Source organism: Paenibacillus sp. SZ31, assembly GCF_012912005.1.
GTDB lineage: Bacteria > Bacillota > Bacilli > Paenibacillales > Paenibacillaceae > Paenibacillus.
Map to the genome: position 1 here is coordinate 1 of NZ_JABBEA010000017.1, position 17928 is coordinate 17928.

Here is a 17928-nt window from a genome sequence, read left to right on the forward strand (position 1 = left end):
GGAGTTACGGGAGCTACGGGGGTTAGCGTAACAGGTAGTACGGGAACAACAGGGATAACTGGTGAAACCGGAGCAACGGGCGTCACAGGATTGACTGGGGCGAGTGGGGCTACGGGAGCTACGGGGGTTAGCGTAACAGGTAGTACCGGAACAACAGGGATAACTGGTGAAACCGGAGCAACGGGCGTCACAGGAATAACTGGGGCTACTGGGGTTACGGGAGCTACGGGGGTCAACGTCACAGGTAGTACGGGATCGACAGGAGTAGCAGGTGCTACTGGGGTAACAGGATTGACCGGAGCAACAGGCATTACAGGAGCCACTGGAATCGGCGTCACCGGAAGTACAGGATCAACAGGTGAAACAGGAGTAACAGGAGTAACAGGCATTACAGGGTTAACAGGGGCGACAGGTATAACGGGAGCAACCGGAGTCGGCGTAACGGGAAGTACGGGAGTTACTGGCGCAACTGGAGGAACAGGGGCGACAGGTATAACGGGAGCAACCGGAGTCGGCGTAACGGGAAGTACCGGAGCAACTGGTACAACTGGAGGAACAGGGGCAACAGGTATAACGGGAGCGACCGGAGTCGGCGTAACGGGGAGTACCGGAGCAACTGGCGCAACTGGAGGAACAGGAGCCACAGGTATAACGGGAGCGACCGGAGTCGGCGTAACGGGAAGTACGGGAGTTACTGGCGCAACTGGAGGAACAGGAGCGACAGGTATAACTGGGGCAACCGGTGTTGGCGTAACGGGAAGTACCGGAGCAACCGGCGCAACGGGCGTGACAGGAACCTCGGTCACGGCAGCTTCTTCGTACGCAGAGAATACGAATGGTACCATCCTTGTTATTTTGGGCGGAACAGTCGTTGCTCTTCCTGCAAACCAGAACATTGGAACAGGTATTACGGTAAATGGAGGGAATGATACCTTCACGCTGGCTACAGCAGGCAGATACTATATCAGTTACAAAGTTAATCTGACAGCAGCAATCGCCGTACAATCACGGATTTTGCTTAATGGGGCTGTAGTACCGGCGAGTGTAATCTCACCAGTGCTCTCTCTAAGCCAATTGGCAACCGATTTTATTATCACTGCCACAGCGGGTTCGACCATTCAGCTTCAATTGTTCGGGCTGATAGCCACAGCTGTTCTAGCACCACCAGGTGCCACGCTTAACATTATCCGCTTGAGCTAACTACAAAAAAAGAGACGGACCCTTTGGGGTTCGTCTCTTTTGATTCCTACTGAATGATAAGTAACTATTCCAGCACGATTTCAACAGCTGTATTAATTTCTGGAAGGGCAGCAAGCTGAACAAGAACATCTTTTGGAACGGCTTTATCCACGGTCAGGATCATGATGGCAGCACCACCAATGATTTTCCGTCCCACTTGCATGGATGCGATGTTGACCTCATTTTGTCCAAGCAGAGTTCCTACACGTCCGATAATACCTGGTTTATCGTTATGGGAGATCAAGATTTGATGACTTTCCGGAGCGATATCTACTGGGAATTTGTCCAGGCGAACAATACGTTCTCCATAACCTGCAAGCAAAGTCCCTGCTACACGACGTTCCTCAGCATCCTGAGTCGTAACCAAGGTTACGGTAATCAGGTTAGTAAATCCTTTGGTTGCAGAGGTTTGGCTTACAACCACATTCAGATCACGGATTTTGGCCAAATGCATGGAGTTGACGATGTTGGCTTCCCCACCCAAATGTCTTGCCAGGATACCCTTCACGATGTAACGAGTGAGAGGAGATGTATCTACTTCAGAAAGCTCACCAGCGTAGTCGATCCGAATCTCCTGCACTGCATTTTGTGTAATCTGTGCTGCAAAGCTACCCAGTGTTTCACCCAGTTTGAAATAAGGCTGCAATTTGTTCATAACCGTTGGTGCAACAGCCGGCATGTTAACTGCGTTCTTGAACGGTTCATTGCGCAGAATGTGAAGAACTTGTTCAGAAACGTCAATCGCTACGTTTTCTTGTGCCTCAACAGTGGATGCACCAAGGTGAGGTGTGACAATAATGCTAGGATGATTCAGGAATGGGTGGTCCTGAGCAGGTGGTTCACTTTCAAATACGTCAAATGCTGCTCCGGCAACAATTCCTTCGTCAATAGCTTCCACAAGTGCCATCTCGTCAACTACACCACCACGGGCACAGTTAATGATACGCATTCCTTTTTTCATAACTTCGAATTGTGGACGGGAAATCATGTGCCGTGTTTCCGGTGTTAATGGCGTGTGAACGGTCATGAAGTCCGCATTGCGAATGATATCATCTACACTAGCAAGCTTCACTTGCAGCTTCTCGGCACGCTCCTCCGTGAGGAACGGGTCGTAAGCAAGAATGTCCATTCCGAATGCTTTGGCGCGCTTGGCAACCTCACTACCGATCCGTCCCATGCCCAGTACACCCAGCGTTTTATTTCTTAATTCCACACCCAGGAAGGTTTTACGATCCCACGTACCTTGAATGGTTTTGGCGTATGCCTGAGGAATGTGTCGTGCCAGTGCCATCATCATGGCAAACGTGTGCTCACAGGTTGTGATGGTATTGCCGTCAGGTGCGTTAATAACGATGATACCACGTTGTGTAGCAGCTTCCAGATCAATATTATCTACACCAACGCCTGCACGTCCGATCACCTTAAGGTTGGTACCAGCCGTCATAATACGATCTGTAACACGAGTCTGGCTGCGAACCAAGAGGGCATCATAGTCACCAATAATGGCAACAAGTTCATCTTCACTAAGACCGGTTTTCTTTTCAACAACAACATCATTTGCATCCACCAGTTGCTGGATCCCCAGATCACTGATTGGGTCCGACACTAACACTTTGTACATGGTTTCTTCCTCCTTAGGTATGTGTATCTATATCGTCAAGGTCTGACCTCAGCGAAGAGGTATTCCTTAAAACCAGGTTGATTCTTCCGCCCAACAACGCGGTGTCGCAACAGAGGGGGAAGGTGAAGCAAATAGAGTGATCCCACAGATATCCTTTAAAATAATCAAAAAACTCTCAATCCACATACTGCTTGCGCAATAAGGGACGAGAGTTGTCGTGGTACCACCCTAATTCACCGCCGTTTCGCAACGACAGTCTTAGCGGTCAATGAAGACCGAAGAGGATAACGGGTCTAAACCGATTGCACCTACTCCAATTTCAATGCAATAACTCAGGAGCGCTCAAGACCATTTGCCTGCCACCGATTCACACCTACCATCGGCTCTCTGGAAGACGAAGCAACGTCTTTTTTCCATCATCGTGTTTAACGTGACTAATTTTTTTCATAATGTATCATGGCTGACATGAGCATGTCAATAGGCTTAAATGTTTTAAATTGGATTGCAGATGTCTTTCGATTCAGACTTAAACCAAGTCACCATAAGCCATGAAACAGTTACTATACATACCCTAACGAGATGGAATATATGCTGTTTGACGAACCGGATTTTACTGCTTTAATGAAGTAATGACATTGACTCAAAACCGGGACTTCGGGCAGGCCTTGAACCTATTTGGTTTTTTGGCTATCATTTAGTATACTATCCGATTGGACAACGTAATTGTTATCCATCAAATTTAACTCAAGAGGACAGACGCATCCGATGAAAAAATTCAAGATTCCCAAGTTCAAGATTCAGAAGGCTGAGCCACAGCAGCTTACCGAGCGTTTGCTTTTAATCAATCTATACTTTACACAAGGTCTAACACTGATAATCGGGGTTGTATGGATTTTATTGCAGAAACGAAACTTGTTAGATGTACTCGCATGGCCCGACAATTACCAATTTATATGGTGGGGTCTTGGTCTTGCTGGCGTAATGCTTGTTATGGACTTGGTACTGTCGTATGTTATACCTCAGGAAAGCATGGATGACGGTGGAATTAACGAGATGTTGTTTCGTGGGCGTCCGATCTGGCACATTGTATGTATAGCAGCCATTGTTGCTGTGTGTGAGGAATTATTATTCCGTGGAGCCATTCAACATGCCATCGGTCCTTACTGGACAAGTATTTTATTTGCAGTTATCCACATTCGTTATTTGCGGCACTGGATTCCAACAGGATGGGTGTTTGTCTCAAGTTATGGATTGGGTTGGATTTACATGCAATCCGGCACATTATGGGCGCCTATATTATGTCACTTTATAATTGATTTGGTGTCCGGATTAGCGATACGTTTTCGGAGGGGATCATGAATCAGCCATTAAGCAGAATGAAGACATATGGCAGTCAGCGCCATCGTCAATCGGATAAAAAAGAGACATCCGAGCGTAAGGTGGCTTCTCAAGTAAGCCTGGTTGCTGAAACGTCAGCCGCTGCTGAAGTTGGAGTTATCACACCAATAACTTCCGTTTCCATACCTAGATCACAGCGCAAGCCCTATACAGAAAAGCTGGAAAGTCCAGTACTACCACAAAGAGCACCATCACGCTCCAAAAAAACGCCAACATCAACGGAAGAATCGATCCCCGAAGCGGGTTCGCTTCCTACGCGGACAGAATTACATCCTTCACGTCGACTAAAATTGAGCAAGAGGTTTGTCAATTCACTCATTTTTATTTTTGTCATGTTAACGATTAGTCTAGTTTGGTGGGGGGTAAAAGGGGCACCTGCTCTGAATACGTTCCTTCCCTTGCCGTGGTAATGCTATTCATCGCAGGTTTAATCATTTTGATGGGAGTTGTACTACTCTTTCATATGTGGCGTGAAGCCCATGTTCATCAAATGATTGAAGAAGAGGTTGAAGTTCCTCATCTGCCACCATCCTTTGACGGGGCTATGATTTTGTATGTATCCGACACGCACAAACGTAAGCTGAAGCAGAAGGATTTGGAAAACTTTAAAAACAAGGTGGACTGGCTTCTGATCGGTGGGGACGTTGCGGAAAAAGGAATCTCATGGTCCATAGTTAGACATAATATGAAACTCTTATCGAACATTGCTCCTTCGTTTACGGTGTATGGCAACCATGACAAGAGGGCGGGTACCGCTCAACTTGCTCGAATCCTTCGGGAATCTGGTGTTCAGCTCTTGCAGGATACCATCGTATATTTGCGGAGGGGCAAAGACAGAGTGAGCTTGATCGGTATAGACTATCGTTCCAAACAGGGAGATGTATTACTAGAGCAGGTCGGCGACCGTTTTTGCAAAATTGCCATCGTGCATGATCCTTTGCAGGCTCTTCGCTTGGAGCAAAATGCAGATCTAATCTTGAGCGGCCATACACATGGCGGACAATTGGTATTACCTTTTTTCGGACCTGTGTTCCTGAGCAAAGCGTATCGTCCCATATCGAATGGGTGGTATTCCCTTAAGCGCAGTCCGGATGACGTTCATCAAGAAGGCAAAATGCTTGTTAGCAGAGGATACGGTACCAATCATCTTCCTCTCCGACTAGGTTGTCCTGCGGAGATGCACATCATTACGTTAAGAGTGCCTGCGAAAAAAGCACTCATAGAAAAACAGCCTTGATCCATTGGATCAAGGCTGTTTCATTTTGATGCGCAAAATTAAGAATTAACGAGCTTCCAATTCAATTGCACGCGGATCGACAAAGGAATAGCCTTTCTTTTCGAGCTTGGTTAGCAACTCATCCAATGCTTCAACCGTCCATGGCAACTCGTGCATCAAAATATTGCTACCGGGATTTAACTGGTCCAGTACATTTTGAATAACTTTTTCTGGTTTGTTTTTGGTGCTTTTATCCCAATCAAGCGAACCATTAGACCACGTCATGTATAACATGTCATTTTTTTTCACAGTAGTCTTTAGTGCATCATTACCCGATCCAAAAGGGGGGCGGAAGAATTGCGGTTCCTCACCGATGGTGTCCTTCACTATTTTTTGGACATCTGTAACCTGTTTTGCCGCCTCAGCGATAGACATTTTTTTGAGATCCTCATGATCCCAGGCATGATTGCCTACAATCTGACCCCGTTCATGGATGAGTTTGAGCAATTCCGGATGGCTTTTCACCCGATATCCATTGACGAAAAATATCGCTTTAGCGTTATGTTTATCTAAAGTGTCGATTAGTGAAGTAATCATTTTTTCTTCTTTGGGTCCATCATCAAAAGTTAACAAGACCACTTTGCTTGGGCTCGTCTCATCATTCGGTTTAATATAATAATTTTCATTCATATGATACGTCTGTTCCACTTTCTCTTCTGCAGAACCCTGCTCTGCAGGTTCAGGTTCTTCTTCTGGCGCAGTTGATTCGCCCGTTGAAGGCTGAGTCACTTCAGTTCCGGGTTCTCCGGTTTCACTTGGGTTAGAATCACGTTGCTCTTCTTGAATTGTGGTAGTGGGTTCGCTCGCTGGTGCCGAATTTTCTGATGTTTTTTCTTCCGCTGCCCCACAGGCTGATAGCAGCAAACTTGCAGCTATAATCAATGCGGCGGTATGTCTGAACATGATTTCAACTCGCTTTCCTGTATTTATACGGAATGAGATCGCTCGCTCCCGCAAACACTACATGTGATTTTAACACTTAAAGGAGGTTGGTGTAATGAAGGCGTCATCCTTTTTTTGGGGCATTGTAATTGGCGTAGCAGCCAGCTCGTGGCTGTCTAAAGGCAAGTTGCCCATGCTGTCTTCGGGTTCATCACGAAACATGATGGATCAGGCAAAACATAAGATGATGGAGATGACTTTCCCGGGTATGGATGGGTTCACCAGCAAGCAAAATCAACATGGCGAATCACACAAAAGCCCAGCAGCAAAAAACGTAAGCACAATCACTCCGCAGGAAAAAGAAGCGAATATGAGCATGCTCAAAGATTTTATTCGCACCAATCCGGATGTGAAGCATGAAGTTGAGCAGATTTTAACTCAAACAAACACAACAGTACCGGGTTTATAAACCAAAACCTCCAATTAGAATCATCCACAGTATTGATTTGCTGTGGTATGATTCTTTTTTTGTCGATTTTACTTCGTGCATTTAGAGGTATAAAATGATAACATAACTACATAGATTTATTTTCAGCACATATTGTTTTGTGCTTCATAATCTGTTATAAGACTTGCTTATAAAGGGGAGATCCTGTATGAAAATAGAACGACTAAGTCACGATAAGATACGGATTTTCCTGACCTTTGACGATCTGAGCGAGCGCGGAATACAAAAAGAAGATATGTGGCAGGAAATACCTAAGGTTCATGAACTGTTCACTGAAATGATGGATCAGGCCTATTCCGAACTTGGATTTGATGCCACTGGTCCACTTGCTGTCGAAGTATTCGCACTTCCCGCTCAAGGGATGGTTGTCATTGTCACCCGTGGAAAATATGATCCGCAACAATATGGTTCAGGTCATGAAGATGATCTTCCTGAAGAAGTATATGAAATGGAAGTTACACTCGAGCAAAGCGATTCCATCGTTTATGCGTTCAAGGACTTTGAAGTGCTCATTGAAGCTGCACATATGTTGCGTCAGCATGTTACGGATGCTGGGAGACTTTATTCTTATAAAGACAAGTGGTTCCTGCATTTGGAACCAGATGAGGTGGATTCAACCAAACATGCGGCATTGATTGCCTTGCTTGCTGAATTTGGTGAAGGTTCTTCGGTTACTCCAGCAGTTATGGAAGAGTATGGTAAGGTTATTATTTCTGAGCAAGCGATTGATGTTATCTGCACCCACTTCAAACGCCAGGATTAATCTCTAGTTGTAATCGCGTCTTTAGTCAGAGGAGGGAATTTCGGTGCTTTTGTTTTCGGTCTTAGCGGCAGCAGTTGCCCCGGGTCTCGCCTTGTTAACATACTTTTACCTGAAAGACCGTTATGATTATGAGCCACTTCATATGGTATTACGAGTTTTCCTCATGGGAATTCTGATGGTACTGCCTGTGATGATTATTCAGCGTGGTATGATGATGTGGCTCGGGGATAATCCTTATCTTGAGGCCATTTTGATCTCAGGTGGTGTGGAAGAATTCGTCAAATGGTTCGTGCTTTATCATATCATCTACAATCACACCGAATTTGATGAGCCGTATGACGGGATCTTATATGCAGTTGCTGTTTCACTTGGATTTGCGACAGTTGAGAATGTGTTGTACGCCTTTGCGGGGAATGCATCCGTCTCAGCCATGTTCCTCCGGGCACTGCTCCCTGTTTCAGGGCATGCCATGTTTGCGGTAATCATGGGGTATTACATGGGCAAGGCCAAGTTTATCGGTGGCAAGAAAAAGCGGTGGTACCTGGTTCTTTCTCTCGTGTTACCTTTTTTCTGGCATGCACTGTACGATGTCATCATGAACACTATGGTTAATCATTGGTTGTGGTTTATAGCGCCACTAATGGCGGGCCTGTGGTATGGGGCAATGGGCAAAATCACACGCGCCAATAACCGTTCTCCTTTTCGTTTTGTGAAGCGGGAGGAAGAGGTTAAATTATAAAAATACGGACACACTGGTGGACATAAAGCGCATATTGCGCCTGCGGCCCTGGTGTGTTTTTATTTTTTTGCGATAAAACTCCCGGGAAATGACCAACAGAAACGGGGATCGTTGTGATGAGAATCAAAATTAAAATCAGATGCAAACAATGTGGTGAACGTTTTACATTACGAGGCAAGAAAGAACGTGGCCGGATTGAGACAGGATTCAAGCAGTGCCTCTGTGATAACAGGGACCAATTCGAAATCGAAGAGGAAGGCATGGCAACCGGGGTTCAGTTGAATTAAAAGGAGGACCCAAACGGGACTTTAGCAGCCTGCTTGTGTAAGGACTGGAAATCGCATGCATAAGAGATCTTTCTTCGATCCACAATAGAGGTAGTGGTTTAGAAGAAAGGAGACTCTACCGATGTATAAACGATTAAGTTCAGTTATGTTTCCGATATTTGCGGTCCTGCTGGTCGGTGCGCTCGTATGGGGCTATCAGGAGAATCAGGAGAAGAATGCAATACTGATCAAGGCAGAGAATCAATATCAGCGTGCCTTTCACGATTTATCTTTTCATATGGACAAATTACATTCGGAGATTGGTAACACCTTGGCAGTTCACTCCACATCACAGGGGATGCATCGCAAAGGTTTGATGAATGTATGGCGACTCACCAGTGAAGCGCAGAATGAGATCAACCAACTGCCACTCACCATGCTGCCCTTTAACGAGACAGAGGAGTTTCTCTCCCGTATTTCCAACTTTGCTTATCGGGCGTCGATGCGTGACTTGACGAACGAACCGCTAAGTGAGAAGGAAATGGGCAACCTGAAAAAGTTGTATCAGAATTCATCCGAGATTACCAAGAATCTGCAGGATGTACAGCAGAAAGTTCTCACGGACCGTTTACGCTGGATGGATGCGGAGACTGCGATGGCAACGCAAGAGCAAACGATGGACAACACGATCGTCGATGGTTTTCGTACCGTAAACAAAAAGGTACAGGAGTACCCGGAGCTTGATTGGGGCCCTTCCGTATCCAGTATTTATGCCAAACGCACGGTGAAGAAACTGGATGGTTTGCCGCTGACCAAAGAACAGATTCAGAGCAAGGCTGCGAAATTCTCTGAAGCGGATAGTAACAAAATTCAAGTGCAGGAGAACGGCAAAGGGACAGACTGGGAATCCTACACGGCGACGATTGATCACGCTAAGAATGGAAAACTGATGATGGATTTCACTCGCAATGGCGGAATGCTCATCTCTTATAGTGATACACGTCCAATTGGAACCAAAAAAGTATCTCGTCAGAATGCCATGGCTAAAGCAGATCAGTTCCTAATGAATAAAGGCTATAAGGATATGAAAGCTGTCAACTACGATGAATATGGTAATCTGGGTAACCTTACTTATGTGCACAAGCAAGGGGACACGTTGATTTATCCTGAAAAAATGTCAGTTCGTGTTGGGTTGGATACAGGCGAAGTAACCGGCTTCCAAGCGAGTGACTTTGTCTACGAACATAATGACAAGCGCAAAGTTCCGAAAGCAACTCTTACGGAGCAACAGGCGCGTCAGAAGCTTAATTCGGAATTCAAAGAAAATTATGTTCGCAAATCTCTGATTGAAAATGATTACAGCAAAGAGGTACTGTGTTATGAATTCGGAGGGAAAATAAACGGTTCTCGTTACCGGATATACATTAATGCGAATACAGGTATTGAAGAAGCGGTGGAGGAGATCAAACCGGTCAACGCAACCTCATAAACAGCTAGCGTTCTCTGAACTTCAATCGCACAAAAAATTACGGCAGACCACGATGTGGTCTGTTTTTTCTTGTTCAATGTGAGAAAGGTCATGGTATAATAGTCCTTGTACATACGAAGATAAATACATAAAGTGGCGGTGAACCAATTGTTTCCTAATATAAATGAAATTTTATACATCCAGATTGCTTCGGCAGATGAAAAAGAGGAAAACAAAGAGTACAAATCACGCATTGCAGACATGGATGACAGTAGTTTTCTGATTGAGGTCCCGATGCAACAGGGAAGCAGTCGTCTGAAAAGGCTCTTTTTTGGCGAGGAATTGTCCATTTCATATGTTACAGAGGATGGAGTTCGGCATTATTTTAATACCTATGTCACCGGATTTGAAGAGGATGTGGTCCGTCTTGTCCGTATCCGAAAGCCGCTTCCAAACGAGATATCCAAAATTCAACGCCGCAGCTTTCTTCGTGTTCATGCAAACCTTGAAATGGCCATTCAGAGTGAGGATCTGACCCGTGCCGTGGGATTGACAGAAGATATTGGTGGCGGTGGATTGTCCATCTATGGCGAAGCAGGATTTTCGATAGCTGAAGGTCAAAAGCTGAAATGCTGGTTACTTGTTCCATATCGCAATTCAACAATTGAGCATGTGAACTTTGAGGCTGAAGTCGTACGGATCAAAACACTGGAAACCGGTAGATTGCTGTGCATGCTGAAATTTGTGCAGATTTCAGATTCGGAACGCCAGAAGATCATCAAATTTTGTTTTGAACGACAATTGGACTACCGTACGAAATAGGAATGTTGTGGCATAAAAAGAGGAATCTGCGGGTACCGTAATGAAAAAAATGGAGGATCTGTCATGAATCATCGTCATGCAACCCGCAGATATGAACGGCTCTACTATGTTTTCTCCAGGCGAATGGAACGGAGGGTTATGATTCTGATTACAGCCCTTCTAATCCTGCTTGTGGTGTATCAATTGCTGTTGTTAGTACCTGGCTTCAAAAAGAATATGACCACTATTGATCGCCTGGAAGGAACGCCAATTCAAGTGCAAACGATGAATGATCCCGAACGTCGTTGATTTGTCTGTTTTTGCATCCATGTGTAGAGTGTGGTATAATTTTCACGATGCAGGCAATGCCTGTTTTTTTATTGAGGTTTATCGTTTGAGGAGGAATGCCCCGTTGGCAAGCCAGAACACATCAGAGAACGGGAAAATGAACGTTGCAATTGACGGACCTGCCGGTGCCGGGAAAAGCACGGTGGCCCGATTGGTTGCAGAGGCGCTCGCGTATGTCTACGTCGACACAGGCGCAATGTACCGTGCGGTAACCTTGCATATGCTTCGGAAAGGTATTACACCGGAAGATGTGACACAGGTACTTCAGGAAGCCCAAGAGCTGGTCATTGATTTACAACCGGATCCCGACGGACAGAAAGTGTTCTGTAATGGGGAAGAAGTAACCTCGGAAATCCGCTCCCGTGAAGTGACGGGAATCGTGTCCCGATATGCGCAAATCGAGGGGCTGCGTACGCAATTAGTGGATACTCAGCGGCAAATGGCTTTGCGCAAGGGCGTCGTCATGGATGGACGCGATATCGGAACGACAGTACTGCCCGATGCGGAAGTGAAAATCTTCATGACTGCCAGTGTGGAAGAGCGTGCGCTTCGCCGCTTCAAAGAACTGGACCCCTCTGAAGGACTGACGTTGCAACAACTGGAGCGAGACATTGCCACCCGTGACAAATTGGATGAGAATCGGGAAATTTCCCCGCTTCGTTGTGCTGAGGATGCTATCGTTCTTGATACAACTGAGATGAACATCCATGAAGTGGTTGACAAAATCGTATCTTATTGCACAATGGTCAGAGGAGAGATCGGTCTATGATTTACACATTTTGCAGCACATTACTGCGGATCATTTACACCATTCTTTTCCGCTTGGAGGCCGTTGGACGGGAGAATATTCCGAAAGAAGGCGGCGTACTTTTATGTTCCAATCATATAAGTAACTTCGATCCTCCAACTGTTGGTATCAAAATTCGCCGTCAGGTGCGCTTCATGGCCAAAAGCGAATTGTTTGAAATTCCGGTACTCGGCCGAATTATTAAAGCCGTGGGCGCTTTCCCCGTTAAACGTGGAGGTGTCAGCAAGGAATCCATCAAGACCTCACTCAATATTTTGCGTGATGGTGAAGTGCTCGGAATCTTCCCCTCGGGAAGCCGTCATAATGATGGAGGTATCGGCAAAAAAGGAGCAGCGAGTTTTGCTCTCCGCAGTGGCGCTACAGTTATTCCTACTGCTATTATCGGTAACTACAAGGTTTTTCGTAAGATGAAAGTTGTATACGGAGCACCGGTAAGTTTGGACGAGTTCAAGGAAGACCCATCCGGAGAAACTCTGGAGAAAGCGACTGAGAAGATTATGTCCAAGATTAACGAAATGGTGCAAACGGGCGTGCCAAGCAAGTAATGGCTTCGTCAGTAGCTGAGTGCATGTTTCCATATTTTTGAGGGAGACTAAGTTGTAGTACTCAGTGATGAAAGTGTTTTGAACTCTGCTACAGGCAGGTTTGAATATAATGGGGTTTTTGAATTGAGGAGGGTATTTGACATGTCGGAAGAAATGAAAAATCAAGAAGCAACCCAAGATGAGTTGGATCAATTCGTTTCCTTGAAAAAAGGAGATACCGTAAAAGGAACCATCGTCAAATTGGAAGATAACCAAGCCTATGTGAGCATTGGATATAAATATGACGGTGTCATTCCAATTCGTGAACTGTCTTCATTGCATGTTGACAGCGCGTCTGATGCAGTAGAAGTTGGACAAGAAGTTGAAGCTAAAGTTCTTAGCATCGACGACGAGAAAGAAAAACTCGTTCTGTCCAAACGTGCAATCGACAGCGAAAACGCATGGGATCAATTGCAAAAGCATTTTGAAGACCAAGACGTATTCGAAGTTGTTGTAGGTGACGTTGTTAAAGGCGGTCTGGTAGCAGACGTGGGCGTACGTGGATTTATCCCGGCTTCCATGGTTGAGCGCCATTTCGTTGAAGACTTCAGCGACTACAAAGGACGCACACTGCGTGTTAAAGTGAAAGAGATCGACCGTGAGAACAACAAAGTGATCCTTTCCCAAAAAGACGTACTGGAGCAAGAATTCGAAGCAAACAAAGCGACTGTTATGGCTGGTTTGCAAGAAGGTCAAGTCATCGAAGGTACAGTACAACGTTTGACTCAATTCGGCGCATTTGTTGATGTGGGCGGAGTTGACGGTTTGGTTCACGTATCCGAGCTGGCTTGGACTCACGTTGAAAAACCATCCGACGTTCTGTCTGAAGGTGATAAAGTTAGTGTGAAAGTGCTGAAAGTTGACCCTGAAAAAGGCAAAATCAGCCTGAGCATGAAAGCTGTTCAACCAGGTCCTTGGGAAACAGCTAGCGAAAAATTCAATTCCAGCGATATCGTAACAGGTGTTGTAAAACGTCTGGTAGACTTCGGTGCATTTGTTGAAATCGCTCCTGGTGTTGAGGGACTTGTGCATATCTCGCAAATCTCCCACAAACACATCGGCACTCCTCATGAAGTGCTGAAAGAAGGACAAGAAGTTCAAGTTAAAATCTTGGACATGAATCCTTCTGAGCAACGTGTAAGCTTGAGCATCAAAGAAACAGAAGAAGCTCCAGCTCAACCACAAAAATCAGAAAGACCTGCAAGAAACAACGCTCCACGTGAAGAAATCAACAATCCAAACGTTTCCTTGAACAATCAAGGTATGAGCACTACGCTCGGCGAACTGTTTGGTGACAAACTCAGCAAATTCAAATAAGTTAACAATGCATGGTTCTTAGTTATATACTGCATATTTTGCTGAATAATAAAAGCAAGATCGGCGAGCCCCAGGCGGGTTCGCCGATTGTTTTTATTGCGAGTATTTTGGCATGAAACGTTAGCCAAGACATATCTTTTTTGCTATGATGAGTATCGTAAGTATGGACAGGAGGAGTGGAATGTATGGCAAGACCCGTTGTGGCAATTGTCGGACGACCGAACGTGGGTAAATCCACCATTTTCAATCGGATCATCGGCGACAGACTGGCCATTGTGGAAGACAAGCCGGGCATTACCCGTGACCGAATCTACGGAATCGGCGAATGGAACGGTAAACCATTCAGTATTATTGATACAGGTGGTATCGAAATTGATGGTGAGGATGTCATCTTAAAATCCATCCGGATGCAAGCAGAGCTCGCTATTGAAGAAGCGGATGTTATTGTATTCATGTGTGATGCAAAAGCTGGAATCACGCAATCGGATGAAGAGGTCGCAGAGATGTTGTACCGCTCAGGCAAGCCTATTGTTGTAGCCGTTAACAAAGTGGATAATATCGGACGAAGTGAGCTCATTTATGAGTTTTATGGGTTCGGTTTCGGTGAGCCCATCGGCGTATCCGGAAGTCACGGTACAGGTGTAGGTGATTTGCTTGATGCGATTGTGGAGAAGTTGCCTGAACTTGAGGAAGAGGTTTACGATGAGGATGTCATTCGTGTAGCTCTGATCGGACGTCCTAATGTGGGTAAATCTTCACTGGTTAACGCGATTCTGGGTGAAGAGCGTGTCATTGTAAGTGACGTGGCTGGAACGACCCGGGATGCGATTGATACACCTTTTGAAAAAGACGGCCAACGTTACGTGCTGATTGATACAGCAGGTATGCGTAAGCGTGGTAAAGTATATGAAACAACCGAGAAATACAGTGTAATGCGTGCCATGCGTGCGATTGAGCGTGCAGATGTTGTTCTGATTGTCATTAATGGTGAAGAAGGCATTATTGAACAGGACAAGCATATTGCAGGTTATGCATTTGAAGCGGGTAAAGCGTCTTTGTTTGTCGTAAACAAATGGGACGTGGTAGAGAAGCATGACAAGACGATGAAAGAGTTTGAGAAGAAAATTCGGGATCACTTCCTGTTTATGACTTATGCTCCGGTCGTATTTTTGTCAGCCCTCACAAAACAACGCTTACAAAAACTGTTGCCAGTTGTAAAACGTGTAGCGGACCAACACTCGTTACGTGTACAAACGCATCTGCTTAACGATGTTGTATCGGATGCAGTAGCTATTAACCCTCCGCCAACGGATAAAGGACGGAGAATGAGAATTAACTATGTGACTCAGGTTGCCGTTAAGCCTCCGACCATGGTTGTTTTTGTGAACGATCCGGAATTGATGCACTTCTCATATGAGCGCTATCTGGAGAATAAAATCCGTGCAGCGTTTGATTTCGAAGGAACACCAATTCGCATATTTACTCGGAGGAAGTCCGACGAAAGTTAGGGGAGAAGTGTGTGATTTTACAAATCGCAGCGATTGTACTGAGTTATCTGCTCGGTTCAATCAGCTTTAGTGTCCTCCTTGCAAAAGCGATACGGGGGATCGATATTCGTCAGCACGGAAGCGGAAATGCAGGAGCTACCAATACGTTGCGTATTTTGGGTAAAGGACCAGCAATTGCTGTTCTGCTGCTTGATGTACTTAAGGGTGTTGCAGCTGTATGGATTGGAATCTGGCTGGGCGATGGTTCTGCCTGGATTCCTGCACTCAGTGGTATAGCAGCCATTGCAGGACATAACTGGCCGCTTTACTTCCATTTCCGTGGAGGAAAAGGGATCGCGACTGCCATTGGTGTTCTGGTAAGCCTTGCTTTCCTGCCTGCGTTATGTGCTGGGGTGATCGCCATTCTGTCTATTGTATTGACACGATATGTTTCATTGGGGTCTCTAATTTTTGTAGCATTTACACCCATCTTTATTTTGGTATTACCCGGATATTCAATGAATATCTTCTGGGGGAGTCTGATTATTTGTCTGTTTGCGTTCTGGAGACATCGTACCAATATTGCGAAGCTCGCCAAAGGACAGGAAAATAAATTGGGATCGAAAAACCCTGGAGGGGGTAAACGAGTTGTCTAAAAAAGTTGCTGTCCTGGTCGCTGGGAGCTGGGGAACGGCTCTGGCCAGTGTACTTGCCGCCAATCAGTTGGACGTGATGATGTGGACGCGTGGTGAAGACCAAGCTACAGAAATCAATAACAAGCACACCAATACTCGCTATCTTCCGGATGCAGAACTTTCACCACGGATTCAGGCAACCAATGATATGGAAGCTGCAGTGGAAGGCGCGATAGCTGTGTTAATTGTTGCGCCTTCTTCAGCCATGCGTGCAGTTACGAATCAGCTTAAGGCTTATTATAAGCCTGAGATGTTAATCATTCATGCCACCAAAGGTTTTGAGACAGAAAGCCTGAAACGGATGTCCACAGTCATTTCAGAAGAGCTGGAATGTGAAGAAGGACGTGTTGTTGTGCTTTCTGGCCCAAGCCATGCGGAAGAAGTGGTGAAGCGTTGCCCAACGACAGTTGTTGTGGCCTCATTGGATAAGGCATCTGCCGAGGCGGCCCAAGCTTTGTTTATGAATGCCTATTTCCGTGTTTATACGAATCGGGACATGCTTGGTGTTGAACTGGCAGGCGCATTCAAAAACATCATTGCTCTTGGTGCAGGCATGTCCGATGGTCTTCAATTCGGTGATAATGCCAAAGCAGCGTTGTTAACTCGCGGTCTGGCAGAGATTACACGTATTGGTGTAGAGATGGGCGCAAATCCGTTAACGTTTTCGGGACTTGCCGGAATCGGGGATCTGGTTGTAACAGCTACAAGTCAGCACAGCCGGAACTGGAGAGCGGGTTCCATGTTGGGCCAAGGACAGAAGCTGGATGATGTCCTGAAGTCCATGGGCATGGTGGTGGAGGGCATTCGAACCACACAAGCTGCCTATTTCATCTCGCAAAAATACGGTGTGCAAATGCCGATTGCAGATCAGTTGTATCACGTTTTATTCCAGGAGAGACAGCCGCGTGATGCGGTTGAAGCCTTGATGGGACGTGACCCGAAGACTGAAATGGAAGTCATGAAGCTTGAAACCTGGGAGCAATGGCATTCCTGATTGTAATTACCTAAACGTACCTTGTGAAATAAGAAGCTTATTCACCTTTTCTATGGCGGACTCATACTATACACATGAGTATTGCCGGAGGAGGGGAGACGAATGGGTAACAACATTTCGAAAGATGCGCTGAATGCAATCAACAAGAAAACGGGTAAAACGATAACAGAAGGTGCAGTCAAGAAATTGGCAAGCACGGTGAAACCAACGACGATTCAGAATGAAGCTCAGTTGCGCCAATTGATCAAACAAGTATCCGCCATGGCGAAAGTTCCGGTATCTGAGGATACGGTTAAGGATATTGTGAGTGCGGTCAAGAAAAGCGGATTGAATCCGAGCAGTATGGAATCGTTAATGAAAATGATGATGAAAAAATAATAGATCACGCCTGCTTGTGCAGGTGATCCAGTAAGACAAAAAGACGAGTCGGCTCCTGCCGGCTTGCTTTTTTGTCTTTTTTTTGGAAAGTTGAGCTGAATTTCGTGTTATAATGGTTGCAATTGTCACAGTGTCAGTGATGAATATCGGACTGAAGGGGAGACTGCTGGATTATGAGCGCAATGGACAAGATGTGGCTGTCATTGGTCGCCATCCTCATTATGGGACTATCTGTATTCCTGATTACGTTTGCTCGTGCCAAAACAAAAGGCATTGTACGGGGGATTCTTTCCTTAATTGCATTTTTGATTATGCTGATTGGCTTTTTCGGTGGAATCGCTTCTCTGACCTGATTT

The 17928-nt window shown here is 45.7% G+C and carries 21 protein-coding genes and 1 other annotated feature; of the genes, 19 read left to right on the top strand and 2 right to left on the bottom strand.

The genetic code is table 11. From position 1 onward, the window contains the following. Nucleotides 1–1200 (top strand): BclA C-terminal domain-containing protein (locus HF638_RS28835; protein ID WP_481856170.1); only part of this gene is annotated, 1200 nt, incomplete at its 5' end. 64 nt (nt 1201–1264) lie between these two features. On the opposite strand, the gene serA is transcribed toward HF638_RS28835, so the two are convergent. Then, on the bottom strand, nt 1265–2860 hold the full coding sequence (serA, locus tag HF638_RS23755) for a phosphoglycerate dehydrogenase (protein WP_169482427.1): 1596 nt from the start codon (nt 2858–2860) through the stop codon (nt 1265–1267). A gap of 198 nt (nt 2861–3058) precedes the next feature. Next, nucleotides 3059–3289: a binding site (T-box leader), on the bottom strand. A gap of 336 nt (nt 3290–3625) precedes the next feature. Here serA and HF638_RS23760 point away from each other — a divergent pair. Genes HF638_RS23760 through HF638_RS23770 form a run of 3 tightly spaced genes read left to right on the top strand, consistent with a single transcriptional unit; the run spans nt 3626 to nt 5495 of the window. Next, complete coding sequence (locus tag HF638_RS23760) at nt 3626–4219, top strand: CPBP family intramembrane glutamic endopeptidase (RefSeq protein ID WP_169482429.1); 594 nt, start codon at nt 3626–3628, stop codon at nt 4217–4219. Beyond that, nucleotides 4216–4668: a hypothetical protein gene (locus HF638_RS23765; RefSeq protein WP_169482430.1), complete on the top strand. Its 453-nt coding sequence runs from the start codon at nt 4216–4218 to the stop codon at nt 4666–4668. Before HF638_RS23760 ends, HF638_RS23765 begins: the two co-directional genes overlap by 4 nt. A 29-nt stretch (nt 4669–4697) precedes the next feature. Further along, nucleotides 4698–5495: a metallophosphoesterase gene (locus HF638_RS23770; RefSeq protein ID WP_248278255.1), complete on the top strand. Its 798-nt coding sequence runs from the start codon at nt 4698–4700 to the stop codon at nt 5493–5495. A gap of 45 nt (nt 5496–5540) precedes the next feature. On the opposite strand, the gene HF638_RS23775 is transcribed toward HF638_RS23770, so the two are convergent. Further along, entirely contained in the window at nt 5541–6437 is an 897-nt protein-coding gene (locus tag HF638_RS23775; RefSeq protein WP_169482433.1) for a polysaccharide deacetylase family protein, read from the bottom strand. Nucleotides 6438–6531: 94 nt separating this feature from the next. Between HF638_RS23775 and HF638_RS23780 the strand changes: the two genes are divergently transcribed. The 15 genes from HF638_RS23780 to HF638_RS23850 all read left to right on the top strand — a co-directional run bounded on the left by HF638_RS23780 (nt 6532) and on the right by HF638_RS23850 (nt 17925). Then, nucleotides 6532–6885, top strand: coding sequence for a hypothetical protein (locus tag HF638_RS23780; RefSeq protein WP_169482434.1), 354 nt, complete (start codon nt 6532–6534; stop codon nt 6883–6885). A 187-nt stretch (nt 6886–7072) separates the two neighbouring features. After that, nucleotides 7073–7687: a genetic competence negative regulator gene (locus tag HF638_RS23785; RefSeq protein WP_062835212.1), complete on the top strand. Its 615-nt coding sequence runs from the start codon at nt 7073–7075 to the stop codon at nt 7685–7687. A 43-nt stretch (nt 7688–7730) separates the two neighbouring features. Beyond that, nucleotides 7731–8426: a glutamic-type intramembrane protease PrsW gene (gene prsW, locus HF638_RS23790; protein WP_062835211.1), complete on the top strand. Its 696-nt coding sequence runs from the start codon at nt 7731–7733 to the stop codon at nt 8424–8426. A 116-nt stretch (nt 8427–8542) separates the two neighbouring features. After that, complete coding sequence (locus tag HF638_RS23795) at nt 8543–8713, top strand: hypothetical protein (RefSeq protein WP_167350887.1); 171 nt, start codon at nt 8543–8545, stop codon at nt 8711–8713. A gap of 121 nt (nt 8714–8834) precedes the next feature. Further along, complete coding sequence (ypeB, locus tag HF638_RS23800) at nt 8835–10181, top strand: germination protein YpeB (RefSeq protein WP_169482436.1); 1347 nt, start codon at nt 8835–8837, stop codon at nt 10179–10181. 147 nt (nt 10182–10328) lie between these two features. Next, nucleotides 10329–10982, top strand: coding sequence for a flagellar brake protein (locus HF638_RS23805; RefSeq protein ID WP_169482437.1), 654 nt, complete (start codon nt 10329–10331; stop codon nt 10980–10982). Between the two features lie 63 nt (nt 10983–11045). Then, on the top strand, nt 11046–11270 hold the full coding sequence (locus HF638_RS23810) for a hypothetical protein (RefSeq protein ID WP_169482438.1): 225 nt from the start codon (nt 11046–11048) through the stop codon (nt 11268–11270). 103 nt (nt 11271–11373) lie between these two features. Further along, nucleotides 11374–12078, top strand: a complete 705-nt coding sequence (gene cmk, locus HF638_RS23815; protein ID WP_169482439.1) for a (d)CMP kinase — start codon at nt 11374–11376, stop codon at nt 12076–12078. Further along, nucleotides 12075–12662 carry a lysophospholipid acyltransferase family protein gene (locus HF638_RS23820; protein WP_169482441.1) on the top strand — a complete coding sequence of 196 codons (588 nt, stop codon included), beginning with the start codon at nt 12075–12077 and terminating at the stop codon, nt 12660–12662. The genes cmk and HF638_RS23820 overlap by 4 nt, the downstream gene beginning before the upstream one ends. 141 nt (nt 12663–12803) lie before the next feature. Further along, nucleotides 12804–14018, top strand: coding sequence for a 30S ribosomal protein S1 (rpsA, locus tag HF638_RS23825; protein WP_062835205.1), 1215 nt, complete (start codon nt 12804–12806; stop codon nt 14016–14018). A gap of 185 nt (nt 14019–14203) precedes the next feature. After that, nucleotides 14204–15526: a ribosome biogenesis GTPase Der gene (gene der, locus HF638_RS23830; protein ID WP_169482442.1), complete on the top strand. Its 1323-nt coding sequence runs from the start codon at nt 14204–14206 to the stop codon at nt 15524–15526. 11 nt (nt 15527–15537) lie between these two features. Further along, nucleotides 15538–16161 (top strand): glycerol-3-phosphate 1-O-acyltransferase PlsY, encoded by a 624-nt coding sequence (gene plsY, locus HF638_RS23835; protein ID WP_062835203.1) that lies wholly within the window; start codon nt 15538–15540, stop codon nt 16159–16161. Continuing rightward, the gene (locus HF638_RS23840; protein WP_169482444.1) at nt 16154–17194 is read left to right on the top strand and encodes an NAD(P)H-dependent glycerol-3-phosphate dehydrogenase; all 1041 of its coding nucleotides are present in this window, start codon (nt 16154–16156) and stop codon (nt 17192–17194) included. Before plsY ends, HF638_RS23840 begins: the two co-directional genes overlap by 8 nt. A gap of 102 nt (nt 17195–17296) precedes the next feature. After that, the gene (locus HF638_RS23845) at nt 17297–17572 is read left to right on the top strand and encodes a stage VI sporulation protein F (RefSeq protein WP_017687687.1); all 276 of its coding nucleotides are present in this window, start codon (nt 17297–17299) and stop codon (nt 17570–17572) included. A 173-nt stretch (nt 17573–17745) separates the two neighbouring features. Then, a complete protein-coding gene (locus HF638_RS23850) occupies nt 17746–17925 on the top strand; it encodes a DUF2768 family protein (RefSeq protein ID WP_017687688.1) in 180 nt (59 codons plus the stop codon). The last annotated feature ends 3 nt before the right edge of the window (nt 17926–17928 follow it).